Here is a 26,435-nt window from a genome sequence, read left to right as displayed (position 1 = left end):
TTGTCAGAACCCCGCCGCCGCGCGGTCCAGCCGAAAACAGACCGCCTTGGGCTCGGTAAAAGCCTGCATGGCCTCGCTGCCAAATTCGCGACCCACGCCCGACAATTTGTTGCCGCCAAACGGCATGGCCAGATCCAGCACATTATGTGTGTTGATCCAGACCGTGCCCGCATCAATCCGGTCGGCCAGCAGATGCGCCGCGTCAATATCTCGGGTCCAGATGCTGGCGGCAAGGCCGAAGCTCGTGTCATTGGCCATGCGCACGATGTCGGCCCGGTCCTCCACCTTGACCGCGCAGACCACCGGGCCAAAGATTTCCTCGCGCATCACCGTCATATCGGCGCGGACGCCCGCCAGCACAGTGGGACGGTAGAACCAGCCCTCGCCCTCGCGCCTCGCCGCTCCGGTCAGCGCGGCCGCACCTTGCGCAAGACCGGCGGATACCAGAGCGCCCACCCGGTCGCGTTGACGGGCCGAAATCAGCGGCCCCATCTGGGTTGCGGCATCAAAGGGCGAGCCAAGCCGTAGATCTTGCGCGATCCGGCACACGCCCTCCACCACGCGGTCATAGACGGGCGCCTCGATCAAGAGGCGCGAACCAGCGGTGCAGATCTGGCCGGAATTGGCAAAGATCGCACCCGCCGCCCCAACAATCGCGCGGTCCAAATCGGCATCGGCCAGCACGATGGTCGGTGACTTGCCGCCCAGTTCCAGCGTCACCCGTTTCATCGAACGGGCCGCGCCCTGCAGGATCGACTGCCCCGTGGCATTTGATCCGGTAAAGGCGATCTTGCGCACGAGGGGATGATCGACCAAAGCCGCGCCCACCGCTCCATCGCCCGTCACTATATTGACCGCGCCCGCCGGAAAGCCCGCCTCCGCGATCAATTCGCCCAGCCGCAAGGCCGTCAGCGAGGTTTCCTCCGATGGCTTGAGCACGACCGTGCAGCCAAAGGCGATGGCCGGCGCAATCTTCTGGATCGCCTGACCGATGGGAAAATTCCACGGCGTGATGCCCGCGACCACGCCCACCGGACGCCGCTGGGTAAAGGCGCGATAGACCGCAGGTTCGGCCACCAACGGCGAATGCGTCACGGTCTCACCCGTCACCTTGGAGGCCCAGCCGCCGAAATAGCGCAGGCCGTCGATGGTGAACTGCAGATCGATCGCACTGGTCACCGCCAGCAGTTTGCCGCTGTCGAGCGATTCCAGCGCGGCCAGATCGTCCCGCTCGCGCTCGACCAGCAGAGCCAGCCTTTCCAGCAAACGTCCGCGATCAAGCGGGCGCATCATCTGCCAAGCCTCGCTTTCAAAACAGCGGTGAGCGGCCTGTACCGCGCGATCGACATCATCGGCATCGCAGGCCGGAAATTGCATAATGGTGCGCCCGGTTGCCGGATCAATGGCCGCAAGGGTCCGATCGGAGCGCAGCGGCTCGACCAGAGCGCCGTCGATCAGCAACCGGCCCGAAGGCAAGGTGGGCGCGGGAGGTAAAGTCATAGGATAGCTCCGTTTCAGCAGGCGCCTAGCCCTCGACGTGGGACGAACCCACGCGCGCATAGGCCGCAGGGCGCATTCGGCGCAGATAGATGCCATGCCCCAAGCCCAAGGCCGCAATGGCGATAAAGAGCAAGGGCAGGCGGTTGATGACCGGCAAGGTGGTGCCCGTCAGGGTGGGATAATTGGCCAGCGACAGCCATGTCGCCGCCGCAATAATCAAACCGGCAGCCAGCGGGGCGGCGGTCTTGCCCCAGGAATACTCGCCGCGCCGGGCAAAGAAGAGTGGAATGGTCAGGGACGTGGTCGTCAGCAGGATCTCCAGCCCCACCGCCCCCATCGAGGAAAGGCTGGTGGCCAAACTGAGCAAGGGATCAAGCCCGGCCAGCGCGAAAAATCCCATGATGATGACCAGCAGCAAAGCCAGCAGCAGGCAGGCAAGATAGGGCGACCCATGCAGGCGATGCACCCGGCCCAGCGGCGCGGGAATAAGCCCGTCGCGCGACAGGGCAAAGAAATAACGCGAAATATTGTTGAAGAAGCCGAGAGCAGCAGCAAACAGGCTGGAGATCGTCAGCAGGTTAAGCGCATCGCGCCCGAATTGGCCAAGTTGACAGAACGCCACATTCGCGACCAGATGCCCCGGATCGACCCCGGCCACAGCTTTGATCTTGTCCGGCGACACCGCCAGCACCAGACACCATGAGGACAGCACATAAAAGCTGCCCAGCACCAGCACCGCGCCATAGGTGGCGCGCGGAATGGTGACGGCGCGGTTGACGGCCTCTTCCTGATAGATGGCCGTCGCCTCAAAGCCGATGCAGCCGTTGATGGCATAGATCACCGCAATGCCAAGACCCGGCGCGAAAACGGCACGGGGCGAAAAACTGCTGAAATCAAGCCCGGTCCATCCGCGATCCCACAGGATCAGGATGTCGATCACCGCGATCAGCCCCACCTCCAGCAACAGCGCCACGATCAGCACCTTGGCCGCCATCGTGATCCGATGATAGCCCAGCCAGGCGATGACCGCGACACTGAGCACGGCCCAGACCACCCAGCTTGTGACAATTCCGGTCAGGGCGGCAAACAGATCGGCGGCAAAATAGCTCATCGCGCCCAGCACCGAGGCCGCCGCACAGATATACGCCACCACCGCCGTATAGGCCGCCGCAATGCCCGCCTCCTTGTTCAGGCTGGCCGCGATATAGGCGTAAAACGCCCCTGCGTTGCGCACATGCGGGATGATCCGCACATAGCCCACCGCAAACAGCAGCATCACAATGCTCATGCCAAGCTGGGTGCCCGGCACCCCCGCACCATTGCCGAAAGCAAAGGCCAGCGGCACAATTCCGGCCAGAACGCCCATCGGGGCGGCACAGGCCAGTATCATGAAAATGATGTCGCCGGTGCCCAGAATGCCGGAAAACAGACCACCCTCGTCGGTGGCATCATGGTCGGAATTGGTCATAAAAGCTCGTCGCATAACAAGAGCCGGGGAAACCCATCCACCGGAGAATGCAGCAATGGCAGGTTTGCCGCCACACGGTATTGCACTTGTGTCGCCATAGTTTGTATTTTCGGCCAGCTGCCCCGCCACGGGCGCCGGGTCACTTGTCATTACGAACCGCTTGGGCAACCCCTCGGAGGCTAATGGATAGAGAAAGGGTACAAGCAATGAAGCGATGGATGGGGGCCACCTGGCTGATGGCGCTGGCCCTGCCGGTACAGGCACAGAACCCGGCACAGACTCAGGAACAGGCGCAGCAACAGACCGGCCCTGCCGCGGCCGATGCGGTGATGGCAACCGTGCGCAGCTATGTCGACAACCTGAACAAGGGCAATACGGCCGGGGTTGTCGCAGCATGTGCCAGGGAATCGTCGATTGTCGACGAATTTGCCCCCTATGAATGGCATGGGGCCGACACCTGCGCCCGCTGGGTTTCGGCGCTGACGGCGCATAACAAGGCCATCGGGCTGACCAAGGGCGTGAACACGCTGCGCAAACCGCGTCGGATCGATGTGGACGGGGATCGCGCCTATGTCGTGGTTCCGGCCGATTTCCGCTATACGTTGAATGGCCAGCAGGGCGCGGAAATCGACGCGACCTTTACCGTCGCGCTGCACAAGGAAGCTGGCGGCTGGCGGATTACCGGCTGGGCATGGTCGCGGCCAGAGCTGGATTTCGATTACTGATCCCGCGCCGGGCTTCGCCATTGCAATGGTTGGCCACATGCAAATATCAGGTGGCCGAAATTATCATGGCGAAGTCCATTCGCGCCATTCTTGATTCCAGCGATTATGTCATTCTCTTAACAGTAAAAGATGCAGAGCGACGGGGCCATAATTGGACGCCCTTCGCGATACCGGGGTAATTTTGGCAATCGCATTTTGAATGCGCCAGACCCGGTTCTTTTATTGGGGGGAGAATTTGACGTGGCCGCTCCATCGCCGCTCCGATCCGCATGCCTGACACTGCACCGATACATCGGTCTGGTGCTTGGGCTGTTTCTTATCGTGATCGCGGCGACGGGCAGCGCCATTGCCTTTTACCAGGATCTGGAGCGCAAGCTCAACGCGCCCATGCGGATTGTGAAACCCCGGCCGCAGGGGTGGACATTGAACGAAGCCTTGCACATCCGCGCCCGATTGGAAGCACAGGATCCGCACAGCAGCGTGTTCTCGCTGCAATTGCCGCAACGGTCGGATGAGGCTCTGTTTGCCCGCGTCATGCCCGCGATTGATCCGCGCAGCGGCACAGAGTTTGCGCTGGACTACGATGAATTATTTGCCAATCCCTATACCGGCGAAAGATTGGGCCAACGCCGCATCGGCGCTGCCACGCTCGATTGGCAAGGGCTGCCCAGCTTTCTCTATTACCTTCATTACGCGTTATTTTTGCCCTTTGGCGCGGGCATACTGCTGATCGGCCTGCTGGGTATGGTATGGCTGGCCGAAAGCGTAACCGGCTTTTGGCTGACCCTGCCCGCGCGGCCGAACAGAGGCAGGAAAAATGCGCTTGCTCGCCCCTTTCGCCAGCGTTGGGCCAGCGCGTGGAAAATCGAATGCAAAGGTAACACCAATCGCCTGCTGCTCGATCTGCACCGGGCGCCCGGCCTGTGGCTCTGGCCCCTGCTGGCCATTTTTGCCATCACCGGCTTTGCGCTCAATCTGGGCGGACCCTATGCCCGCGCGGTCCAACGGATCGCCCCCTATGAACATTTTCAGGAAGCGCCGCCGCGGCCGCCCCTGTCGCAGCCCTTGGTCAATCCGCCAATCGACTGGTTCAAGGCCGCCGAACTGGGTCAGCGCTATTTTACCCAAGAGGCCCGGCGCGAGGGATTTACGCTCGGCAAACCGGCCGCCATCGAATATCGGCGCGATCTGGGCTTGTATTTCTTTCTGATGCACACCTCGCGCGATCTGCTCGACGCACAGGGCCGCCCCACAGAAACCGACTCCCCTGCAACGGCGGCCACCATCGCGATTGACGCGCGCGACGGCCGCTTCCTCGCACTGCAACTTCCAACCGGACAACGGGCCGCAAACACGCTGACCAACTGGTTGATTGCCCTGCATGTAACGGCAGTCGGCGGGCGCGTCTGGCAAGTGGCGGTAGCCTGCTTTGGGCTGGTGGTGGTGCTGGGCTGTGTCACCGGCATGTGGCTGTGGTGGCGCCGAAGAGGCCTGCGATGAACCAAGCATTTTCAAAAACTAGAAAAAAGAAGAGGGGAACCCTGTGTTGAGAAAAGCCGAATTCCGTGTCCGCCATTTGCCGCTGGCTTGCCTGACGGCGCTTGCGATGACGGGTACTCCTGCAATGGCGGGCGATGGCACGACCAAGCCGGACAATTCCAACGAGATCATCGTGACCGCGCAAAAGCGCGAAGAGCGCCTCAAGGATGTGCCGGTTCCCGTATCGGCCATCGGCGGCAATGCCTTGTTGGCGGTCAACCAGACCCGCGCGCAGGATTTCTTTTCCAGCATGCCGGGCGTCAATCTGCAATTCGTCAACAACCGGGCCCAATTGGCCATTCGCGGTATTACCACCGGCCCTGCCACCGGCAATCCGGCGGTCGGCTTTACCATTGATGATGTGCCCTACGGCTCGTCCACCGGTCAGGGCGGCCTGTTTGGCGCAGCGCCCGATATCGACCCTTCGGAACTTGCCCGGATCGAGGTTCTGCGCGGCCCGCAAGGCACGCTCTATGGCGCCAGCAGCATTGGCGGTCTGGTCAAATATGTGACCGTGGCGCCTGACACGCGCGCCTTTTCGGGCAGCGTGGGCGGCGGCCTCAACATGGTCAACTATGGCGGCCAGTCGCTTGGCTATAATGCCCGCGCCGCGCTCAACATCCCGTTGAGCCAGGACACCGCCATCCGGGCCAGCGTGTTCACGCGCCGCGATGCCGGTTATATCGACAATATCCGCACCGGCCGCGATAATGTGAATTCGTCAAACGTGACCGGCGGGCGCCTGTCGGCTTTGTGGAAACCTTCCTCATCCTTCTCCCTGCGGCTGAGCGCGCTTTATCAGGTGCGCGACCTCAATGGCTCGCCCTCGGTGGACAGCCGCACCGGCGCGCCCTTTCAGCAGACCGACCAGATCGGCGCCGGGCCCAGCCATTCCGAAGTGCAGATGTACAATGCCACCATCAAGGCGCGCCTTGGTGAGGTGGATCTGACCTCGGTGACCGCGTTTTCGCGCAACGGCAATTCGGACCGCATCGATTTTACCGCCTCGCCGCTCACCCTCGCGGTGTTTCCGCTGGTCTATCCCGCCGCGCCCGATTTCGGCCATGTGATGATGACGGGCTACAGCGTGGACAAGGTCTCGCATGAAACGCGGCTGTCGGGCACGCTGGCGCAATCCTTCGACTGGATCGCAGGCGGATTCTATACGCGGGAAAAGGCGAAATACACGATCGATTCCGCCGCCACCAATCCGCTCAACGGCGCGATCTACGGCTATCCTGTGGTCTGGCGCGATAACGCAACCTATGAGGAATTTGCCGGTTTTGCCAATATCACCGCGCGGTTGAGCGAAAGGTTCGATGTGCAATTGGGCGGGCGGTGGAGCCGCAACACCCAATCCATGATCCACCGCGAATGGACGATGCTGGCGCCCGACCCGGCCCCGGCCGCCCATCGCGAAACCAACCCGCAGGCCAGCGGCAATGCCTTCACCTTTCAGGTTTCACCCCGGTTCAAGCCTACGCCCGATCACATGATCTATGGCCGCGTGGCCTCGGGCTATCGCCCCGGCGGCCCCAATGCCGGGTGCAACACCGATCCCGCCGAGCCGGTTCCCTGTCAGTTCAAGCCTGACCGCACGATCAATTATGAATTGGGCGCCAAGGGGGATCTGCTGAACCGAGCCTTGTCGTATGACATCTCTCTGTTTACCATCGACTGGCGCGATATTCAGGTAACGCAGGTTTCGGCCCTTGGCACGTTCACCTATAATTCCAATGGCGGAAAAGCGCGCAGCCGTGGTTTCGAAATTTCCCTTGAGGCGCGACCAACAGACCGGCTGACGGCCAAAATGTGGTGGTCCTATGTCGACGCCACGCTGCGTCAGGGCTTTTCCTCGGCGGTCCTCTATGCCGCGCCGGGAGATCGCTTGCCCTATTCCAGTGAACATTCAGGCCGCTTCTCTCTAGATTACGAGGCTCCGCTGCGCGAGGGCATGAAGGCACGGCTGGGCCTGTCGGCCACCTATGTCGGCGACCGCAAGGGCGAATTCGCGCCCAGTCAGGCCGAAGCGCCCCTGCGTCAGACCTATCCCGGTTATGTCCAGTTCGACATTAACGGTGGCCTCAGCTTTGGCCCATGGAATGTGAATGCCTTTGTTCAGAACCTGACCGACAGGCGCGGACTGATCGGCGGCGGCTATTACAACCAGACCAACTTCAACCGCTATTGGTTCAATCTGATCGCGCCGCGCACGGTGGGTCTGAGCCTTGACTACAGTTTCTGAGGAGGCGGGGATGAGAACTTATCCAAAGAGCGTGCTATGCGCATTGGCGCTGTCCATCGCGGCGCCCCCTGCAGCCGCCGCGGATGGGCCGGAGGTGAGCGTCCCTGCCCGCCTGTCGGGCGCCGGGCCATTCCTGTTCCAGACTGCCGAACAAAGCCGCGTCAAGGTCGAGGTCGTCGCGCGGGGTCTGGTCAATGGTTACAGTCTGGCCTTTCTTCCCAATGGTGATGCGCTGGTGGTGGAGCGCGGCGCAAGATTGCGCCTGCTGCGCAACGCCACCGGGCCGCGACCGACGCTGGCGCCAAGACCGATCGCGGGCATCCCCGACTACAGCCATACGCCCCATCTCGATCCATCCGATGTATTGGGTCTTCAGGATGTGGCCCTTGATCCCGATTTTGCCGTCAATCATCTGATCTATCTTACTCTTAACCGTCCCTTCGGGCTGGATGCATCCAGCGGCCGGATCACCGCTGCCACCGTTCTGGCGCGCGCGCGGCTGGACGGTTCGCGGCTGGTGGACATCACCGACCTTGTGGTGGGCGAGGCAAAGGTGGCCGTGGGCGGATCGCGCATCCTGCCCGGACGCCATGGTGATCTCTTCGTCTCGGTCGGCGCGCTGAGCGAGGGTGACATTCAGTCTGCCCAGCGCACCGACACCATCTATGGCAAAGTGCTGCGCGTGATGCGCGACGGGCGGATCCCGGCCGACAATCCCTTTGTCGGCGTCAAAGGGGCAAGGGCCGAAATCTGGACCTATGGCCACCGCGATCCGCTGGGCCTCGCCTTTGCGCCCCAGACCGGGCAGATCATCGCCTCGGAACACGGGCCACAGGGAGGAGACGAATTGAACATCCTGTCGGCGGGGCGCAATTACGGCTGGCCCAATGCCACGTACGGCACCCAATATGGCGGCTCGCCGTTGCCCGCTGCGCCTGTGCCGCCCGACACACAGGGGCCAACGCTCATCTGGTCGCCCTCCATCGCGCCAGCCGGCATTGCCTTTTATACGGGCGCGAAATTGCGGGGCTGGCGCAACAATCTGTTCATTGCCAGCGCCCGGCGCGGCCAGATCAACGGAACGGGCGCGCTCATCCGTGTCGTTTTCAACGAAAAGCTTGAGGAAATCCGTCAGGAAGTCCTGTTCGACCGCCTGCATCAGCGCTTCAAGGATGTGCGCCAAGGCCCTGATGGGCTGCTCTACGCCTTGACCGACGAGCCCAACTCTGTGGTTTTGCGTATCGGCCCTGCGTCGCGGTAGGAAAGTGCCGCAGGGCTAATGCATCCCTGCGGCGCGATCCAAGGTTTAAAGATTGATCTCCCGGATAAAAAGGGCCGGGTCGACCAGCCAGCGCGCCATGGCATCCTTTGCCACATCGCCCACACAGGTCTGCTCCCGGCCCTGCGCCAGAGCATCAACAACCGCAGCCGCCAGACGGGCTGGCGCCACTTTCGGCGGGGGCAGAGATTGATGATCCGCATCATCGGTGGGGCCGGTAAACACCGTGAGCACCCGAACACCGGTGGCGCGCATTTCATGCCGCAAGCTTTGCACCAGCGAGAGGCGAGCCGCTTCCGCCGCTGCAAAACCGGCAAATCCGGCGTCCCCCGCCAGCGCCTGAACCGAGATCAGATCGACGAAAGCCCCCTGAGGCCGCCCGGCCAGCAAGGGCGCAGCGGCCCCCGCCAGACGTGATAGGCCCATAGCGGATACTTCCATGGCGAACTGCTGCTTGGCCAAGGCTGCATCCCGGCTGACGCCCCCGCCGCGAACATGGCGCGCGGTGTTGATGACAATGTCGAGCGGGCGCTCCATCATACCCAGCGCCGCAGCAACCGAAGCCGCATCGGTAAGATCAAGCCGAACAATCCGCACCGTCTCGTGGCCCAGTATGGCATCATCGGCATCCGTCGCCGAAGCCGGCGCGCTCAGCCCCGCCACCACCAGCCCTGCACCCGCCTGAATCAAGGCACGAACCATCGCGCGCCCCGTCGCCTGCGCGGCATCGCTGACCAAAACTGTTCGGCCCGCAACAGGAATGATAAATTCGCGCCACTGCGCGTCGCTCTGCAGATCATTCATATCGGACATTCCCTCGGCCGGAAGAGCGTACAGGGCGGCATTGCCCCCGCGATCAAGCATCAAGCGCATCACGGCCCGCATGCCGGGCTTTAGGGCGCCATAGAGATGGGCCATAGCCACCGGCCCGGCGTCCAGTTGCACCGTGCCCATGCGCCAAGGCAAGTGGGCGCGGAAATAAGGATCGGTCGAGACGTGGATCGTGGTCTGGTTGACAACACAGGCTCCCACAGGCTGATCTGCCCATGCTAGTTCGCCCCAACATTGCGGGCAGGCATCGCGCGGCGGCCAAGCCACCGCGGCGCAGACCGTGCAGGACTGAAGTACAAAGCGCCCCTGCGCCGCGCGGGCCGAAAGGGCATGCATAGCCCGACTGCGCGCGCCCGTAGGCGCATGGGAGTCCTGCACCACAGGATCGCGGTGTTCATGAAGCGGATGTGTCATCCCAATGCCTTCAAAATAGCAGCAGCGGTACAGACGCCGCGATCATAATTCACCAGACCAAACCCCGATATGGCGGTAATCCGGGCGTCGGGCACCTGCGCGCCCAGCGGACAATGCAGAATTTGCCGCAACCCTTCGGTCACATTCTGAAAGCCCCCCGCAGCGCCCGCCTGTCCGGTGGACAATTGACCGCCATTGGTGTTGAGCGGCAGATCCCCGCCGATCCCGAAATCGGTCCGCCGGATGAAATGGGCAACGTCCTGCTTGGCGCAAAAGCCAAGATCGACCAATTGCATGGCCACGATCACCGGATAATCGTCATAGGCCTGAAGGCAATCAACCGCATCAGGAGCGATCCCCGCCATGTTCCACAGATCGTCAATATCCATGGCCCAGCCGCCGCGACTTTGCACAGGGTCTTCGGGATAGGCATTATGCCGCTCGATGGTGCTCAGAATGTGCGCCCCGGCCAGCCCGCGCGCCTTGGCGATTTCGGGCGTGGTGACAATAAAGGCTTCCGCCCCGGCGCAGGGCATCACGCAATCGAACAGATGCACCGGATCCGCAATGGGCCGCGCGGCCAGATAGGCCTCCATCGTCAACGGATCGCGCATCAGGGCCAGCGGGTTTGACGCGGCATTGGCACGCTGGGTCAGGCACAATTTGCCAAAATCGGCGCGCTCGATGCCGGTTTCGCGCATCCACGCATCCGTGATCAGGGCGAATGTGGCATTGGGTCCGCCAAAGCCATAGGGATAGACCGCATCCTGAGAGAAGCGCGAGAAAGCGGAGAGACCTTTGCGAAAACTGTCAATCTGATTGGCATCCGCGGCAAGGCAGACCACCACTTCGGCATCGCCGCTTTGCACCGCCCGCGCGGCGCGGCGCAGAGCCATCACGCCGCTGGCGCCGCCGGTGGGAATATGGTCCAGCCAGCGCGGCGACAGGCCCATATGCTGGGTCATGCCCACGGCTGTATCCGGCCCGGCGGAGAAACTGGAAAAGCAAAAGCCGTCAATATCGTGCGGACCAAAGCCCGTTTTGCGCGCCAGCAGTCGCAGCGCCGCCCCGGCCCACCAATGCGCGGGCTGGGGCGAAAAACGCTGGTAAGGCACCGTGACCGGGGCGCAAACGACCACGCCGTCATAGGGGGCGGGCAACCGGCTCATCCCTGACGCTTCTTCAACGCGCGCGTGTCATGAAAGCCGCCCCGCGCCATCATCGCGTCAACCTCGCCCTTCAGCGCGACGCGCAGGATCTTTTCGGTGGGCGTGCGCGGCAATTGTTCAACAAAGCCGATCCAGCCGGGCACCTTGTAATAGGCCATGTTGTCCAGCCCCCACCGGGCGATGTCATCGGCCAGTTGCGCGGCATGATCGGCCGGATCATTGGCCACGATCAAGGCCGCGACCTCATCGCCGCGCAGGACATCGGGCGTGGCGGCCACCGCCACTTCCCGAATGCCGGGATGACGCGCCAGAATGGTCTCCACCTCAACCGCCGCAATGTTCTCACCCGATCGGCGGATGACATTCTTTTTGCGATCGACGAAATGCAGATCCCCATCGGCATCGCGCATCACGATATCGCCCGTATGAAACCAGCCACCGGCCCATGCCTCGGCGGTTGCCTGCGGATTTTTGAGATATTCGCGGAAGAAGCCAAAACGCGGGTCGCCCCCGGCATGACGCACGAGCAATTCGCCCGGCATATCATCGGGGCAATCCGCCCCCGTTTCATCGACAATACGAATGGCAACGTCGGGCGTGGGACGGCCAAAGCAATTGGTGCCGACCTTACGCGGCTCACGATGCGCGCTGATGACGCCGCCGCTGCCGGTTTCGGTCATGGCCCATGCCTCGATCAGGGGAAAACCGAAGCGCTGTTCAAAGGCTCCATGCAATTCGCGCGGCGAACCGGCGCCAAACCCGAAACGAACCGAATGGCGGCGGTCCAATTCGCTCTCCGGCGCCTTCATCAGCATGGCGGGCATCACCCCCAGATAGTGGAGACAGGTCGCCTTACTTTGCCGCACCGAATCCCACCATGTCGATGGATGAAACCGGTCCAGCACCGTCAGACAGCCGCCCAGCGTGATCATGGCCATCAAGGACACCGCCAGCCCATTCATGTGAAACAGCGGCAGCGGGGTCAGCATGCGCTCCTGCCCCGGACGCAGCGCCATGAGGCCGCCGACATCGCCATACCAATCGCCCGAATGCAGGAAATAGGTGTTGGTCAGAACGCATCCTTTGGGCTGGCCGGTGGTGCCAGAGGTATAAAGCAACGCCGCCTCGGTTTCCCAGTCTGGCTGACCGGAAGCCTGCGCATGGGGCGGCAGCGGAGGGAGCGGGCCATCAGGGATGGCGGCCACCATCGGGCTGCCCGCAGCCGAGGCGGCGGCGACCAGAGCATCAAGGCGGGCCGGTGTGGCAAAAGCCGCGCTCATTTCGGAATGGGCGATCAGATATTCCAGTTCGGCCATGCGCAAATCCGGATTGATCGGCACAATCGAGGCGCCAAGGCTGTTGGCAGCCAGAAATATCTCGATGAATTCCGGCCGGTTTTCCAGCAACAGTCCCAGCCTTGTTCCCCCGCCGACGCCCGCCTGCTCCAGAATGTGGCGGCGTGCGATCGAGCGGGCCAGCATTTGGTCATAGGTGATCTCGCCATGGGCAATCCCATAGACCTGCGCTGTTTCGGGCAGGATATGAAGAAAGGGATGGTCCGGCCAATGGGCTGCGGCGGCGGCAAACCGCGCAAATACAGTTTCAGCAGTCATGGCCGTCCCCTCCAGAAGAATTCTTCTGCATATATTTATATATAAAATAAATTCTGTCAAGGACGGGTCCGGCCGATGAATTCAGCTTTAAACGCGCTGCAGATTGCCGATCATGGCCCCCAGAACCCGCTGACAAACAACCAGATCATGGGCATCAATGCCTGCCGTCAGCGATGCCCTGTGCCTCTCCATCAACGGCCAGACCTCCAGCATTTTATCGCGCCCGGCCGTGGTCAGGACAACTTCACGCCGCCGTTGGTCCCCGGCGGGGGTCCGCCTTTCAAGCCATCCTGCGTTGACCATGGCATCAATGGTGCGGCTGGTGGTGGATTGCTCTGCAAAACTGCGCAGGGCAATCTCGTTGATAGTCAGCCCATCCTCGATATACAGCACCGTCAGCGCGCGCACCATGAGCAGCGAAAGGCCGAGAGGCTCCAGCATTCGGGCCTGAGCGGCCTGCCCCAGACTTGCAAGATGGTTGATGACATAGCCGGGATGACCTTCGAGATCCTCTCGCAAAGTCGGCAGGTCGTGCCGCCCCGTCATGGCACCGCTTTATCCATGCGGCGCAACAGATGCAGCGCATTGTCCAGTTCGTCCCCCGACAGCGCGCCCAGCCAGCCGCGAACGGCATCATCATGCATCGCTTGCGCCGCCAGAAAGGTCTCCCTTCCCCGCGACGTCAGGCGGATGATGAAAGAACGCCGATCCGTGGCCGAAGCCTCGCGAGCGATGAGTCCGTCATCCAGCAATCGCCGCGTCAGGCCGGTGACATTGCCCCCCGTCACCTTCAACCCGTTGGTCAAATCGCCAAGGGTTCGCCCGTCCGGCGCGTTCACCAATTGCGCCAGAACGTCATATTTCGCCAATGTGATGCCGCAATCACGCTGCATCTGCCGGTTCAACCGTTGGTGAATTTTGCCGTAGAGCGACAGCAGCGCCACCCAGACATGCACTTCAACAGGGCGCGCCGCGCCAAGGATATCAGGCAATGTGTTCATCGCGCGAATTTCTATCGTATCCACCGGGCCAAGTCCAACCGCTGCCTCATGATGTTTTGACCAATGGCGCAAGGTCAGGATTTGACGATGGGCGCTTCGCTGGCCATCATGGTAGCATGGACAGTTTGAATTTCTCGCGCCGCGCGGCGCTCACCGGGGCGGCAGCGGCCGCGCTCCCCCGCCCGATTCAGGCATTGGCCGCAAAAGCCGCCGGTGCATCGCACAGTCCGGGCGCGGCGCTGCTCGACACGCTGGCGTGGGGTTTGCTGGAGCGTGTGCCCACCAGCGCTACCTCTCTGGGAGTGGACACCGGGGCGCATGCGCGTCTGCGCGGCGCGCTCGATGATCGCTCGCCGGCGGGCGTGGCGGCCACGCGGGCCTTTCTCGACGATGCGCTGGCGCGGCTGGACCGGGTGGAGCGCGGCGGTCTGGATGCCTCAACGCTCACCAGCCTGACTGTCACGCAAAGCGCCTTTCGCACCGCGCGCCAGGGCATGGCGCTGCCCTATGGCGATGCCACGATCGGGGGATGGCGCAACACGCCCTATTGCGTGATCCAGAATGTCGGCGGCTGGATCGACATTTCCCAATTGCTGGACGGCGATCAGCCGGTGCGCGATGCGGCCGATGCCGACTATTATCTGCAACGTCTGACGGCGATGCCTGCCCTGCTGGATGGCGAAACCGCCCGTATCGCCCATGCGCGCGGCATCGGGTTGGTTCCGCCCGACTTTCTGCTCGACAAAACCATCGCGGGCATGACCCGCTCCATCGCCGAGGCAGCGCGCAGCGATGGTCCGCTGGTGGCGCCGCTGATGCACAAGGCGGCCAAGGTGCCCGGCCTGGACGCCGCAGCGCTGGGCGCGCGGGCCGAGCGGATTATCAGCCAGGGCGTGATCCCGGCCCTGCAACGGCAATTGGCCGAAATCCGCGCCCAACGCGCCGTCGCCACGGGCGATGCGGGCATGCGCCCGCGCCCGCACGGCGAGGAGTGGTATGCCTGGGGCCTGCGCGCCAGCACCACCACACGGCGTACGCCCGAGGAAATCCACGCCATCGGCCGCGCCCGACTGGTGGAATTGAGTGCGCAGATGGACACGATCCTGCGCAGCCTTGGTCTGACACAAGGATCGGTGGCCGATCGCATGAATGCCTTGCAGCAGCGGCCCGACATCACCTTTGGCACCGATGATGCCGCGCGGGAAAAGATCGTCGCCTATATGAACGCCAAACTGACGGCGATGCGCGAGAAATTGCCTTCCGCCTTTCGCAGGCTGGCGCGCGGCAATCTGGAAATCCGCCGCATGCCGCTGGCCGAGGAGCCGGGCGCTCCGTCGGCCTATGGCGGGCCGGGCTCGATTGACGGGCGCATTCCTGGCAAGATCTGGGTCAATCTGGGCGATCCGGCGATCCATAACCGGGTCAGCATTCCCGATCTGGTGTTTCATGAAGGCATACCCGGCCATGTCTGGCAGGGCGAATATGCGCAGGCATTGCCGCTGATCCGCTCGATTTTGGCTTTCAACGCCTATTCCGAGGGCTGGGCGCTCTACAGTGAGCAACTGGCCGACGAATTGGACATGTATGCCGATGATCCGGCGGGGCGGCTGGGCTATCTGATGGGCCTGTCATGGCGCGCGGCGCGACTGGTGGTGGACACCGGCATTCATGCGCAGGGCTGGAGCCGCGATCAGGCGTTGAACGAATTCATCGCCGCCACCGGCCTGCCGCTCAGCAATGCGGTGAGCGAGGTGGAGCGCTATTGCGCCTGGCCGGGGCAGGCCTGTGGCTATATGCTGGGCCAGATCGAGATCAACGCCCAGCGCGAGCGTGCCCGCGCCCGATTGGGCGCGCGTTTCGATTTGCGCGATTTCAACCAGACGGTGGTCGATGGCGGCAATGTGCCGCTGGATGTGCTGGCGCAAAATGTCACTCGCTATATCGAGGCGGAATAGGCTGATGGCGGCCGCACCGGATTATTTCATTCCCGGACGGAAACCTCGGCGGTAACCGAAATGCCGGGGCGCAGGACATCGGCGCCCTTCTGGCCCGGATTGATGCGGATGCGCACCGGCACGCGCTGGACGATCTTGGTGAAATTGCCGGTGCCCGGTTCAAACGGCAACAGGGCAAAGGTGGAGGCAGAGCCCGGCGCGATGCTCTCCACCACGCCCGATACCGTGCCGCCGCCAAGAGCATCAACATGCACCTGCGCGCGCTGGCCGGGGTGCATGTGGCGGGTCTGGGTTTCCTTGAAATTGGCGGTGACATAGAGCGCCTGCATCGGCACCAGCGTCAGGGCGCGGGTGCCGGGTTGGGCATAATCGCCCACGCGCAACTGGCGACTGGCCACCACGCCATCAATTGGGGCGGTGATGGCGGTATGGCGCAGGTCTTGCCCGGCAAGGTCCAGAGTGGCCTTGGCGCGGGCCTCGCCCGCCTCGGCGCGATCGAGCGCCGCGATGAGATCGGCGCGGCGGGCATTGACCACGGCGCCCTGCCGACGCGCGACAGTCAGGTCGGCCTGCGCCCGCGCGAGCGCCTGTCCGCCCGCAACGGCCCCGGTGCGATAGGCTTCGGCATCGCGCGCCGCCACCGCGCCGGTGGCCAGCAGGGCCTGATAGCGCGCGGCATCGGCGCTGGCATGGTCCGCATTGGCCTGCGCCGAACGGATCGAGGTGGCAGCGGCGGCGGTCTGCGCGCTGGCCAGCGCTTCCTCGCTGCTCTGACGGGCAAGCGCGGCCCGCGCCGCCAGTACCGCGCCGCGCGCATCGGCAAGGTCGGCCTCGGCCCGGGCGCGGTGGGCGGCATATTCCTCAGGGTCAATCTGCATCAACATCTGTCCCGCCCGCACGCTCTGGTTTTCGGCCACCAGCACGGCGCTGACAAAACCCTTGATGCGCGGCGCGACATGCGTGGCGTCCGCCCCGATATATGCATCATCGGTCGATTGGATCGAAGGTTCGGACAGGATCCACATGGCCCCCAATGCGCCCACCGCCAGCGCAGCCGCCGCGGCCATGGCGGCGCGCGGCACCTTTGGCCGGGCCGCCTGATCTTGCGCGGGGGATGCGGCCTTCAGGGCGGGATCGGCGGTGCGCTGGAGCATGGGAAAAGCCTCTTGTTGAAATGACGATTGTCATATATATGACGTTCATCATTTCAACAAGAGGCAAAATCGCGGCCATGCTTCCCCCCGCCTTCTCGCGCCTGTCCCAGGACTGGTCCGCTGACCCGACCACGATGCCCACCTCGCGCAAGTTCCTGATTTTCGGGCTGATGGCCTTTGGTCAGTTCCTTGCATTGTTCGACATCCAGATCGTTTCGGCATCCCAGCGCGAGGTGGCAGCAGGGCTTGCCGCCGGGGCCGATGAGGTAAGCTGGGTCCAGACCGCCTATCTGATGGCCGAACTGGTGATGATCCCGCTGTCGGGATTTCTGGCGCGGGCGTTGTCAACACGCTGGCTGTTTGTCGCCTCATGCCTGATGTTCACGCTCTCCAGCCTGCTGTGCGGCCTGTCATGGTCGATCGGCTCGATGGTGGGGTTTCGCGCGCTTCAAGGCTTTACCGGGGGTGCGATGGTGCCGCTGGTGTTTGCCGTGGGCTTCACCCTGTTTTCGGGCAAACAGCGCGCGCTGATCCCCGCGATTTTGGGCACGGTCAGCGTGCTGGCCCCGGCGCTGGGGCCATCGGCAGGCGGCTATATCACCGATGTGCTGAACTGGCGCTGGCTGTTCTTTGTCAATGTGATGCCCGGCCTGTTTATCGCCGCCGCCTGCGCCATCCTGCTGCGCATCGATGGCGCCAACATCTCTCTGCTCAAGCGGATCGACTGGGCGCATTTGCTGGCGATGGCGGTGTTTCTGGCGGGGCTGGAATATGTGCTGGAGGAAGGCCCCCGGCATGACTGGCTGGGCGATGAGACGATTGCGCTGGCGGCATGGGCCAGCGCGGTCGGATTTGTGCTGTTTTTGGAGCGTTCGTTTTTCTCCACCTCGCCCATCGTTTCGCTGCGGTCGTTCCGGCGGCCGACTTTTGCCTTTGCCTCGGTGTTCAATCTGGTGATCGGCTTTGGCATGTATGCCTCGATCTCGCTGATCCCGCTCTATCTGGCGATGGTGCGCGGCTACAGCGCGTTGCAGATCGGCCAGACGATCTTTGTGGTGGGCGTCGCGCAACTCGGCTCTACGGTGGTGGCTGCCGCGCTGTCACAGCGGGTGGACATGCGCTATATGATCACCGTGGGCCTGTCGCTGTTCGCGGCCAGCCTATGGCTGACCTCGGAAATGACCAGCCAGTGGGGCTTTTGGGAGCTGCTCGCGCCCCAGATGCTGCGCGGTTTTGCGCTGATGCTGTGCATCGTGCCTTCGGTAACGATGGCGCTGGGCGCGGTGCCGCCGCAGGAATTGGGCGCGGCCTCGGGCCTGTTCAACCTGATGCGCAATCTGGGCGGCGCCATCGGCATTGCCGTGGTCAACAGCTGGCTTCAGGATGACAGCCGCATCGCCGCCGCCCGCCTGTCCGAAGCGATGGGCCACCATGCCGCCCCGGTGCAGGAGGCCACCGCCGCCCTTGCCGCCCAAATGGCCGCGATCACGCCCGACACCGCTCAGGCACAGTGGATGGCACAGGGCACATTGGCCCGCGTGATTTCGCGCGAGGCGCTGGCGCTGGGCTTTGACGATGTGTTCCGACTCATGGCTTTCATGTTCATCGCGGCGCTGGTGCTGGTGCCGTTCTGCCGCCCGGCTGCGGCCCCGCCTCCCCCTGATGCCGCTCATTGAAGGAGCCCGCGTGATGCGTATGTCCACTTTCCCTCTCGCTGCTCTCGCGCTGGCGCTCGCCGGGCCTGCGCTGGCCGACCCGTCACCACAGGCACGGGCCGTGCAGCCATGGTGGCAGGCTTTCAACGACCCGCTGCTCAACGCTGCCGAGGCGCAAGCACTGGCGGGCAATCTCTCGCTGGAGGCCGCCGCCGCGCGGGTGGAGCAGGCGCGCGCGCTGTCGCGCCGGGCGGGCGCGGCGCTGCTTCCCTCGGCCAGCCTGTCGGCGGGTGCGGAGGCAGACCGGCAATCGCTGCATTCGCCCATGGGCGGAGCCTCGCAAAAGATCGGCCTGCCGCGCGATTATGAACTGTATCAGGCCGGGATCGGCGCGCAGTGGGAAATTGACCTGTTCGGCGGCCTGTCGGCGGCCAAGCGCGCAGCGGCCCATGGCGCGCTGGCCACACTCGCCGATGAGCAGGCGGCGCATCTGGCCGTTACGGCGCAGGTGGCGGACGCCTATCTGCACCTGCGCGGGCTGCAACAGCGTCTGGCGTTGGCGCAGGATCAGGCGGTCCTGCGCGGTTCTCTGGCTGCGCTGGTGCGTCAACGCGCTGATCAGGGGCTGGCCAGCCAGTTTGACGTCAACCGGGCCGAGGCCGCCCATGCCGCAGCGCAAGCCGCCCTGCCCCCGCTGCGTCAGGCGATTGCGGTCGATCTTGACCGGCTGGGCGTGCTGACCGGCGACCGGGCATGGCCGGAACGGCTGCGAACGCCCGCGCCGCTGCCGCGGGGCTTTGCCCCCGCGCTGGATGCCGACCCGGCCGCGCTGATGCGCCGCCGCCCTGATCTGGCCGCCGCCGAGGCGCGGGCCGCCGGGGCCAAGGCCCGCATCGATGTGGCCAAAGCCGAGTATTATCCTCACCTCTCGCTGGGCGGTGTGGCCGGGGTGGTCACGGTGGGCGGCCTGTCGCTGGCATCGGGCGATGCGGTCACGGCCAGCGGCGGCGCGGCCCTGCGCTGGCGGCTGTTCGATTTCGGGCGGATCGATGCCGAACTGGCCGCCGCGCGCGGCGCCCGGCGCGAGGCTCTGGCCCAATGGCGCGAGGCGGCGCTGGTGGCGGGCGCAGAGGTTGGCGATGCCGTCGCCGCGCTGGAGGAAGGAACCCGCGAGGAGACCGCGCTGGCACAGCAGGTTGCCCTCTTGACCGCCGCCCGCGATCAGGCGCGCGATGCCTATGCGCAGGGCGCGGTCTCGCTGATCGACGTGCTGGACGCCGACCGCAATCTGCTGGAGGCCAGCGACCGGCTGACTCAATCGCGCGAAGCCCTTGCGCGCGCCAGTGTGGCGGCTGTACGGGCGATGGGCGGTGGATTTGAAACTCGGCGGAAGGTGATGCAAGATGGCTGACAAAAGCGCCCACAAGGCCCGCGTGCGCGAACGCATCCTTGACGAGGCCGCCGCCGCTCTGCGCGCCGGGGGCACCGAGGGGCTGAGTGTGGCCAATCTGATGAAGCGGGCGGGCCTGACCCATGGCGGATTTTACGCCCATTTCGAAAACCGCGATGATCTGGTCGCCCATGCCATCGACCGCATGTTTCAGGACAGCGCCGGGATGGTTCAGCGCTTTCTGGGCGAGGCGGACGATCTGGACGGGCTGATCGACTTCTACCTTTCGGAACAGGTCATGCGGCGTCATGATCGCGGCTGCCCGCTGCCCTGGCTGGCGGGCGAGGCGCCGCGCATGCCAGAAGCCGCCCGCGCCCGTTTTCAGGCCGGGATCGCCGCCATGGAGCAGGCCATTGCCGCCGCGCTGATCCGCCGCGGGCGCGACACGGGGGAAGCATCGCTGTTGGCCGCCTCGCTGGTGGCCGAAATGGTGGGTGCAATGGCGCTGGCGCGCGCCTATGGCGATGGCCCCAAGGCCCTTGCCACGCTGGCCGCGGCCCGTCAGGCTATTGCGCGCCTGCTGGCCCGCTGATCGCGCAAGGCGCTTTTCGCGGCCCATCGTGCCGCTTGGATGGAGTGAATTCCATGACCGATACAACCGTTCACCTGATCGCCCGCCTTGTGCCGAAACCCGGCAAGGAGGATGCCTTGGCGCAGACCATGCTGGCGCTGATCCCCAAGGTGCTGACGGAACCGGGCTGTCTGGCCTATGCCGCGCATGACAGCCTTGATGCGCCCGGTGTGATCGTCATGGTCGAGGCATGGGCGGACCAGGCCGCGCTCGATACCCATGCCGCGCTGCTGAAATCCAGCGGGGCGGCCGCCCGATTGGGCGACCTTTTGGCGGAACCCGTGGCGATGGAACGGCTGCGGGCGCTCTGAACCCGCGCCTTACCCCGCTCTGGCCAGCCTGCGCAGCGCCTGCGGAGGTTGGCCATATTGGCGCATGAAGGCCTCGCGCATCCGGCGCAGATCGACAAAGCCGGTCTGCTGCGCCACCGCCTCCAGACTGTGGCGCGTGTCCTCCAGCAAGAGCCTTGCCGCCTCGAGCCGCAATTGCTCAACCGCCTTGGCCGGGGATTGGCCGGTTTCGGCACGAAAGGCGCGGCTGAACTGGCGCGGCGAGAGCGCGGCCACCTCGGCCAGTTCCTCAACCCCCAACGTGTTGGTCAAATGCGTGCGCGCATGGATCAGCGCCTTCTGGATGCGATCGCTGCTGGCCGCCAGACTGAGCAGTTCGGAATGCTGTGACTGTCCGCCCGCGCGCCGATGATGCAGCACCAGCCGCCGCGCCACCGCCCCCGCCACATCCGCGCCCAGATCCTTTTCCACCAGCGCCACGGCCACATCCAGTCCCGCCGTCAGCCCCGCCGACGTCCACACCGGCCCTTCGTTGATAAAGATGCGGTCCTCCTCCACCCTGATGTCGGGATAGGCCTCGCGCATCATGCGGGCATAGGACCAATGCGTAGTGGCCCGCCGCCCGTCGAGCATCCCCATCTGGGCCAGCAGAAAAGCGCCCGTACACAGGCCCGCCACCCGCCGCGCGCCCTGCGCCGCCTCGCGCAGTGTATCGAGCGTTGCGGCATCCTGTTGCGGGGGCGGCGTGGTACCCGCCATCACCAGCAGTGTGTCGATCGGCCCGGCCTGCGCCAGCGGCACCGTGGGCAGCGGCAGACCGGTCGAGGAGGTCATCATCCCGCCCTTGGACGAATAGATGCCCAGTGAATAGAAATCCTGATCCGTCACAAGGTTGGCCAGTTCGAAGGCGGCCTGCGCGCCCAGCGCGAGAAACTGGAATCCGGGGGAAAGCACCATGGCGATGTGGGGCATGGGATGAACCTCTGCACTATGTCCTGAAAACGTAGTTTATACGTCATTTCGGTCAATGTCCATCGGGTCCATACAGGGCGGGTCAGAAACATACCCCACCAAGGAGATCCACCATGACCCCGACCAACACCATCGCCCAAGGCACCGCTCTTATCACCGGCGCCTCCACCGGCATCGGCGCCATCTATGCCGACCGCCTCGCCCGCCGCGGCCATGATCTGATCCTGGTTGCCCGCAACCGGGAAAAGCTGCAAACGCTGGCCGCCCGGATTTCCGATGCCACGGGCCGCGCGGTCGAAGTGGTGGCCGCCGATCTGGGTACCGCCGCCGATCTGGCCCGCGTGGAGGACATCCTGCGCCGCGACGCCAGCATCACCGCTCTGGTCAACAATGCCGGTATCGGCACCCATTCCTCGCTGCTGGACAGCGATGTGGAGCGCATGGAGGCGATGATCCGCCTCAACGTGCTGGCGCTCACCCGGCTGACCTATGCCGCCGCCCCCGGCTTTGTGGCGCGCGGACGCGGCACAATCATCAACATTGCCTCGATCGTGGCGGTGGCCCCGGAATTGCTCAACGGCGTCTATGGCGGATCAAAGGCCTTTGTTCAGGCCTTCACCACCTCGCTCCATCATGAGCTGGCCGACAAGGGCGTGCGGGTTCAGGCCGTCCTGCCCGGCGCGACGGCGACCGATTTCTGGGAAATCGGCGGCCTGCCGGTGGAAAACCTGCCCAGCGAAATCGTGATGCGCGCCGATGACATGGTCGATGCCGCGCTGGTCGGGCTCGACCGGGGCGAAGTCCACACCATCCCCGCATTGGAAGACGCCGCGCTGTGGCAGGCGTTTGAAGCCGCCCGCGCCGCGCTCGGCCCCCAGCTTTCCGCCCGCCGTCCCGCCGCGCGCTTCGGTCTGGGCGCGAACTGATCCCAATTTTTACAAAGGATACCTACGATGTCTCTGATCCCTCATCTGTCCGATGAAGCCGCCCGCCCCGACGTGGCCAACGTGTTCAACAACGCCCGCGCCGCGATGGGCAAGGTGCCCAATCTGTTTCGCGTGATGGCACAGGCGCCCGCCGTGCTGGATGTGTTCTGGAACGCCAAAGGCGCGCTGGGCGGCGGGGTTTTGCCCGCATCGGCGCAGGAGCAGATCGCCGTGGCCATCGCGTCGGCCAATGGTTGCGATTATTGCCTTGCCGCCCACACCGGCGGGGCGCGGGCCAAGGGCGTCAGCGCCCAGGATGCCGCCGACGCCCAATCAGGCCGGGCCAGTGACCCGCATGTCGCGGCGATCCTGACACTGGCTCTGGCGGTCAATGCCGATCATGGCCGGGCGGGCGCGGCGGCCCTTGAACAGGCCCGTGCGGCAGGACTGCCCGACGCCGAAATTCTGGAAACCGTGGCCCATGTCGCGGTCAACATCCTCACCAACTCGATCAACAATATCGTCGACACCACGCTGGATTTCCCCCGCGTCGCTCGTGTCACCGCCTGAGATAAAGGAACCTTCCCATGAAACTGACCGACAACACCATCTTCATCACCGGCGGAACCAGCGGCATCGGGCGCGCCTTGGCCGAGGCGCTGCACAAGTTGGGCAATCAGGTGATCATTTCGGGTCGCCGCCGCGCCTTGCTGGATGAAGTGACCGCCGCCAATCCGGGCATGGCCGCCATCGAACTCGACGTTTCCGATCCGGCCAGCATCGCGGCGGCGGCGCAAGAGGCCGTGACCCGCTTTCCCAAGCTCAACGTGCTGTTCAACAATGCCGGTTTCATGCCTTTTGACGATCCGGCGGGCGCGGTCGATGATGCCATGCTCGAAAGTCTGAGTGCCACCAATTTCCTCGGCCCGATCCGCATGAGCGCGGCGCTGATCGAACATCTCAAGGCGCAGCCGGAGGCGACCATTCTTTATACCACCAGCGTGCTGGCCTATGTGCCGCTGGCGGGCAATGCGGCCTATTCGGCCACCAAGGCGGCGCTGCACTCCTATGCCCTGTCACAGCGCTTTGCCCTGCGCGACACGGGCGTTCGGGTTCAGGAAATCGCGCCGCCATGGGTGGATACCGATCTGATCTACAAGAGCGGCGATCCGCGTGCCATGCCCCTTGATGCCTTTGTCGAACAGACACTGGCCGCTCTGGCCGGGGATGAACCGGAAGTTCTGGTCGAGGCGGTGCGGCCCTTGCGCGACAATGTGGGATCGGGCGAGCATGGGCTGGTCCATGCCTTTAATCAGAGCCTTGTCGACAATCCGATCCCTGTTGGCGCCTGAGGCATAGTCAAGCTCAAGCAGATGCGCGCAGGAAGGATGGGAGCGATCGGCTCTCATCCTTCTTTGCATTGCGCAAGGGGCCAATCCCGCGCATGCGCCTTTCACACCTGCGCCGGGGCCAGCCAATCACGATTGGGGCCGAGAACGCGGCCAAGACGGTTGGCCATGGCCTGAACCTCCTCCAGATGGTGATGCGCATCGGATGGGCCGCCGGGGGTCGTCGCATAGCCCATGCCGTAGAGAATATATTGATAGCTGGCCGGGCCGAACAACTGGCAGGTCAGCGGAAAGTCGCCGCTGATCGGCGGGCGGTTTTTCCAGAGGCGCAAATTGTCGCGCAGCGAGGGCGGGATAGAACGCGCATCGCGATTGGCCACCCAGAACGGTTCACGGCGGTCGCTCAACACATAATGCAGCTTGAGAAAATCGATGGCATCGCGCCACACCTGATCGAGCTTGAGGTTAAATCTCCCGGCCTCAATCGCCATCGCTTCGCGGTCAAATGTGAGATGCTGAGCCAGATGGTCGGCCGACACCTCGATCATCGCAATGCTGGAGGCTTCCAGCGGCTCGACAAAGCCCGAGGATACGCCGATGGCCGCGCAATTGCCCACCCAGAACCGCTCGCGATAACCCGAATTGATGGGGATGCGACGGGGTTCGGCGGGCAAGGGCTTGCCTGAAATAGCCCGGACATAGCGCTCTAGCGTGGCGCGCGCCTCGTCATCTGAACTGTATTGGCTGGAATAGACATAGCCCACGCCCCGCCTTGAGGTGAGGCCAATGTCCCAGATCCAGCCGGCCTCCTGCGCCGTGGCCAAAGTGACCGAGGCAATCGGGCTGTCGGCATGGGGATAGGGCACCTGAACGGCCAGAGCGGTGTCGACGAACAGCACATCGCGGCAATTGACCAGCGGCACCTTGTAAACCCGGTCGATCAGCACGCCATGCTGGCCGCTGCAATCGACAAAGAAGTCGCCCGCCACTTCGCCATGGCGGGCGGTGCGCAAGGCGACAATCGCCCCGTCATCATCCATCCGCGCGCCCTCCACATCGTCGCAGAGATAGCGCACGCCCAAATGCGCGATGCAGTGTTCCTTGAGGAAAGTGGCCACCTTGCCCGCGTCAAAGTGATAGGCGTAATTGCCGATGCCCTCAAACTCCGGGCTGCTGCGCGTTTTGGGCGCAAGGCCCGCGCGGCACAGGGCAGTCTGAAAGCAGACCGCCTCATCGAAACCCGCCAAGGGCGCGGCCAGCCATACCGAGGCCAGATCGACCTCGCCAAAACGGTGCGGCGGGGTGAAAGGGTGGACATAGCTGTGCGTGCCCTCTGCGCCCTTCTCTCGCCACCCAACGAATTGCGAGCCTTGCTTGAAGGTTGCGTCACAGGCGGCAAGGAAGTTGGCCTCGCCGATGCCCATGACCTGAAGGCTCTGGCGGATGGTCGGCCATGTGCCCTCGCCCACGCCCAAAATGGGCACGCCGGGCGATTCAACCACCGTGATGGACAGATCCCCGCGCGAAGGCAGGCGAAGGCGTGCCGCCAGAATCCCTGCGGTCAGCCATCCCGCCGTGCCGCCGCCCACGATGATGATCGAGCGAAGGTCAGCGGACATGGGGCGCCCGGTTCTTGCGCAGGATGAGATTGGCGATCTGGCCGACCGAGGCGGCCTGTTGATAGGCCCAGCCGAGATACCCGCGCCGATGCAGATCGGCCAGGGCATCCGCGGGCAGTTGCGCCAGACGCGTTTCGGCAATGGCAAAAAGGCCCGATGGATTGTGGCTGACCCCGCCGCCCAGATCGATCCGCACATCGACCGGCTCGATCAGGCCCAGCGCATCGAGCGCCGCTGCATAGTCGCTGCCTTGCTGCGCGCCCTTTACCAAGGCTTCAAGCGCGTCAACGATGGCCTGCAGGCGTTCGGACGGGCGGCCATCGGAAAAGAACAGCACATCACCGCCACTCTGAGCGAGGCGCGGGCTGTCGAGGTCGATCATCAGCGTATTGCGGCCGGGGTCGGCCGGGCTTTGCTGGACCGCGAAGGGTTCGCAGCGGCGCACCAGCGGAACATAGGCGGCATCCCAGCCTTCATCGACCAGAAACAGGTTCTCCTCCGCCGCAAAACCCAGCATCACCCCCAGTTCATACGCGCCCGTGACAGGGGAGCGGCGGAAAAACAGCGGATAGGAATTGGCCAGCGCAGCGATCTCGGTCGGCACCGCGCCCACCATGCCCAACCCATCGCCCAGCGAGGCGGAATAACCGGTGGCGAGGCGCAGCGAACGATGCTCTGCAAAGTCCAGCGGAACAAAATTTGCCATAATT

General features: G+C 64.1%; 23 protein-coding genes. 12 read left to right on the top strand and 11 right to left on the bottom strand.

Annotation, left to right across the window (positions count from 1 at the left end):
* Nucleotides 1–3: 3 nt before the first annotated feature.
* Together PQ467_RS18365 and PQ467_RS18360 are read right to left on the bottom strand one after the other, a co-directional pair.
* Complete coding sequence (locus PQ467_RS18365; protein ID WP_274176978.1) at nt 4–1,500, bottom strand: aldehyde dehydrogenase family protein; 1,497 nt, start codon at nt 1,498–1,500, stop codon at nt 4–6.
* A gap of 25 nt (nt 1,501–1,525) precedes the next feature.
* On the bottom strand, nt 1,526–2,968 hold the full coding sequence (locus PQ467_RS18360; RefSeq protein WP_274176977.1) for an APC family permease: 1,443 nt from the start codon (nt 2,966–2,968) through the stop codon (nt 1,526–1,528).
* A 206-nt stretch (nt 2,969–3,174) separates the two neighbouring features.
* Between PQ467_RS18360 and PQ467_RS18355 the strand changes: the two genes are divergently transcribed.
* From PQ467_RS18355 to PQ467_RS18340, 4 genes are all read left to right on the top strand, one after another.
* A complete protein-coding gene (locus PQ467_RS18355) occupies nt 3,175–3,693 on the top strand; it encodes a nuclear transport factor 2 family protein (RefSeq protein ID WP_274176976.1) in 519 nt (172 codons plus the stop codon).
* Between the two features lie 240 nt (nt 3,694–3,933).
* On the top strand, nt 3,934–5,193 hold the full coding sequence (locus PQ467_RS18350; protein WP_274176975.1) for a PepSY-associated TM helix domain-containing protein: 1,260 nt from the start codon (nt 3,934–3,936) through the stop codon (nt 5,191–5,193).
* Nucleotides 5,194–5,299: 106 nt separating this feature from the next.
* Complete coding sequence (locus tag PQ467_RS18345) at nt 5,300–7,477, top strand: TonB-dependent receptor (protein ID WP_274176974.1); 2,178 nt, start codon at nt 5,300–5,302, stop codon at nt 7,475–7,477.
* Nucleotides 7,478–7,487: 10 nt separating this feature from the next.
* Nucleotides 7,488–8,738, top strand: a complete 1,251-nt coding sequence (locus PQ467_RS18340; RefSeq protein ID WP_274176973.1) for a PQQ-dependent sugar dehydrogenase — start codon at nt 7,488–7,490, stop codon at nt 8,736–8,738.
* Between the two features lie 45 nt (nt 8,739–8,783).
* Here the strand turns inward: PQ467_RS18340 and PQ467_RS18335 are convergent, their stop codons facing one another.
* The 5 genes from PQ467_RS18335 to PQ467_RS18315 all read right to left on the bottom strand — a co-directional run bounded on the left by PQ467_RS18335 (nt 8,784) and on the right by PQ467_RS18315 (nt 13,784).
* Complete coding sequence (locus tag PQ467_RS18335) at nt 8,784–10,001, bottom strand: SDR family NAD(P)-dependent oxidoreductase (RefSeq protein WP_274176972.1); 1,218 nt, start codon at nt 9,999–10,001, stop codon at nt 8,784–8,786.
* A complete protein-coding gene (locus tag PQ467_RS18330; RefSeq protein WP_274176971.1) occupies nt 9,998–11,170 on the bottom strand; it encodes a thiolase family protein in 1,173 nt (390 codons plus the stop codon). Before PQ467_RS18330 ends, PQ467_RS18335 begins: the two co-directional genes overlap by 4 nt.
* Entirely contained in the window at nt 11,167–12,783 is a 1,617-nt protein-coding gene (locus tag PQ467_RS18325) for an AMP-binding protein (RefSeq protein ID WP_274176970.1), read from the bottom strand. Before PQ467_RS18325 ends, PQ467_RS18330 begins: the two co-directional genes overlap by 4 nt.
* 87 nt (nt 12,784–12,870) lie before the next feature.
* The gene (locus PQ467_RS18320) at nt 12,871–13,329 is read right to left on the bottom strand and encodes a MarR family winged helix-turn-helix transcriptional regulator (RefSeq protein ID WP_274176969.1); all 459 of its coding nucleotides are present in this window, start codon (nt 13,327–13,329) and stop codon (nt 12,871–12,873) included.
* On the bottom strand, nt 13,326–13,784 hold the full coding sequence (locus PQ467_RS18315) for a MarR family winged helix-turn-helix transcriptional regulator (RefSeq protein WP_274176968.1): 459 nt from the start codon (nt 13,782–13,784) through the stop codon (nt 13,326–13,328). Before PQ467_RS18315 ends, PQ467_RS18320 begins: the two co-directional genes overlap by 4 nt.
* Before the next feature lie 116 nt (nt 13,785–13,900).
* Here PQ467_RS18315 and PQ467_RS18310 point away from each other — a divergent pair, with 116 nt between their 5' ends.
* Nucleotides 13,901–15,739: a DUF885 domain-containing protein gene (locus PQ467_RS18310; RefSeq protein WP_274176967.1), complete on the top strand. Its 1,839-nt coding sequence runs from the start codon at nt 13,901–13,903 to the stop codon at nt 15,737–15,739.
* 26 nt (nt 15,740–15,765) lie between these two features.
* On the opposite strand, the gene PQ467_RS18305 is transcribed toward PQ467_RS18310, so the two are convergent.
* Nucleotides 15,766–16,893 (bottom strand): HlyD family secretion protein, encoded by a 1,128-nt coding sequence (locus PQ467_RS18305; RefSeq protein ID WP_274176966.1) that lies wholly within the window; start codon nt 16,891–16,893, stop codon nt 15,766–15,768.
* Nucleotides 16,894–16,970: 77 nt separating this feature from the next.
* Here PQ467_RS18305 and PQ467_RS18300 point away from each other — a divergent pair, with 77 nt between their 5' ends.
* The 4 genes from PQ467_RS18300 to PQ467_RS18285 are packed head-to-tail and all read left to right on the top strand — an operon-like array spanning nt 16,971 to nt 20,880.
* Nucleotides 16,971–18,569: a DHA2 family efflux MFS transporter permease subunit gene (locus PQ467_RS18300; RefSeq protein ID WP_274176965.1), complete on the top strand. Its 1,599-nt coding sequence runs from the start codon at nt 16,971–16,973 to the stop codon at nt 18,567–18,569.
* 13 nt (nt 18,570–18,582) lie between these two features.
* Nucleotides 18,583–19,959 (top strand): efflux transporter outer membrane subunit, encoded by a 1,377-nt coding sequence (locus PQ467_RS18295; protein WP_274176964.1) that lies wholly within the window; start codon nt 18,583–18,585, stop codon nt 19,957–19,959.
* Complete coding sequence (locus PQ467_RS18290; RefSeq protein WP_274176963.1) at nt 19,952–20,530, top strand: TetR/AcrR family transcriptional regulator; 579 nt, start codon at nt 19,952–19,954, stop codon at nt 20,528–20,530. The genes PQ467_RS18295 and PQ467_RS18290 overlap by 8 nt, the downstream gene beginning before the upstream one ends.
* Nucleotides 20,531–20,583: 53 nt before the next feature.
* Nucleotides 20,584–20,880 (top strand): putative quinol monooxygenase, encoded by a 297-nt coding sequence (locus PQ467_RS18285; protein WP_274176962.1) that lies wholly within the window; start codon nt 20,584–20,586, stop codon nt 20,878–20,880.
* A 9-nt stretch (nt 20,881–20,889) separates the two neighbouring features.
* Here the strand turns inward: PQ467_RS18285 and PQ467_RS18280 are convergent, their stop codons facing one another.
* Complete coding sequence (locus tag PQ467_RS18280) at nt 20,890–21,831, bottom strand: GlxA family transcriptional regulator (RefSeq protein WP_274176961.1); 942 nt, start codon at nt 21,829–21,831, stop codon at nt 20,890–20,892.
* A gap of 113 nt (nt 21,832–21,944) precedes the next feature.
* Between PQ467_RS18280 and PQ467_RS18275 the strand changes: the two genes are divergently transcribed.
* Genes PQ467_RS18275 through PQ467_RS18265 form a run of 3 tightly spaced genes read left to right on the top strand, consistent with a single transcriptional unit; the run spans nt 21,945 to nt 24,109 of the window.
* Nucleotides 21,945–22,757 (top strand): SDR family NAD(P)-dependent oxidoreductase, encoded by an 813-nt coding sequence (locus tag PQ467_RS18275; RefSeq protein ID WP_274176960.1) that lies wholly within the window; start codon nt 21,945–21,947, stop codon nt 22,755–22,757.
* Between the two features lie 27 nt (nt 22,758–22,784).
* On the top strand, nt 22,785–23,327 hold the full coding sequence (locus PQ467_RS18270; RefSeq protein ID WP_274176959.1) for a carboxymuconolactone decarboxylase family protein: 543 nt from the start codon (nt 22,785–22,787) through the stop codon (nt 23,325–23,327).
* A 17-nt stretch (nt 23,328–23,344) separates the two neighbouring features.
* Entirely contained in the window at nt 23,345–24,109 is a 765-nt protein-coding gene (locus PQ467_RS18265; RefSeq protein ID WP_274176958.1) for an SDR family oxidoreductase, read from the top strand.
* Nucleotides 24,110–24,210: 101 nt separating this feature from the next.
* Here PQ467_RS18265 and PQ467_RS18260 read toward each other — a convergent pair whose 3' ends face one another.
* Entirely contained in the window at nt 24,211–25,725 is a 1,515-nt protein-coding gene (locus PQ467_RS18260; RefSeq protein ID WP_274176957.1) for a tryptophan halogenase family protein, read from the bottom strand.
* Nucleotides 25,715–26,431 (bottom strand): SapC family protein, encoded by a 717-nt coding sequence (locus PQ467_RS18255; RefSeq protein ID WP_274176956.1) that lies wholly within the window; start codon nt 26,429–26,431, stop codon nt 25,715–25,717. Before PQ467_RS18255 ends, PQ467_RS18260 begins: the two co-directional genes overlap by 11 nt.
* Nucleotides 26,432–26,435 lie beyond the last annotated feature (4 nt).

It is taken from the genome of Novosphingobium sp. KACC 22771, from assembly GCF_028736195.1.
GTDB lineage: Bacteria > Pseudomonadota > Alphaproteobacteria > Sphingomonadales > Sphingomonadaceae > Novosphingobium.
The sequence above is the reverse complement of the archived record's forward strand: the minus strand, read 5'-3'. Positions and strand labels throughout refer to the sequence as shown.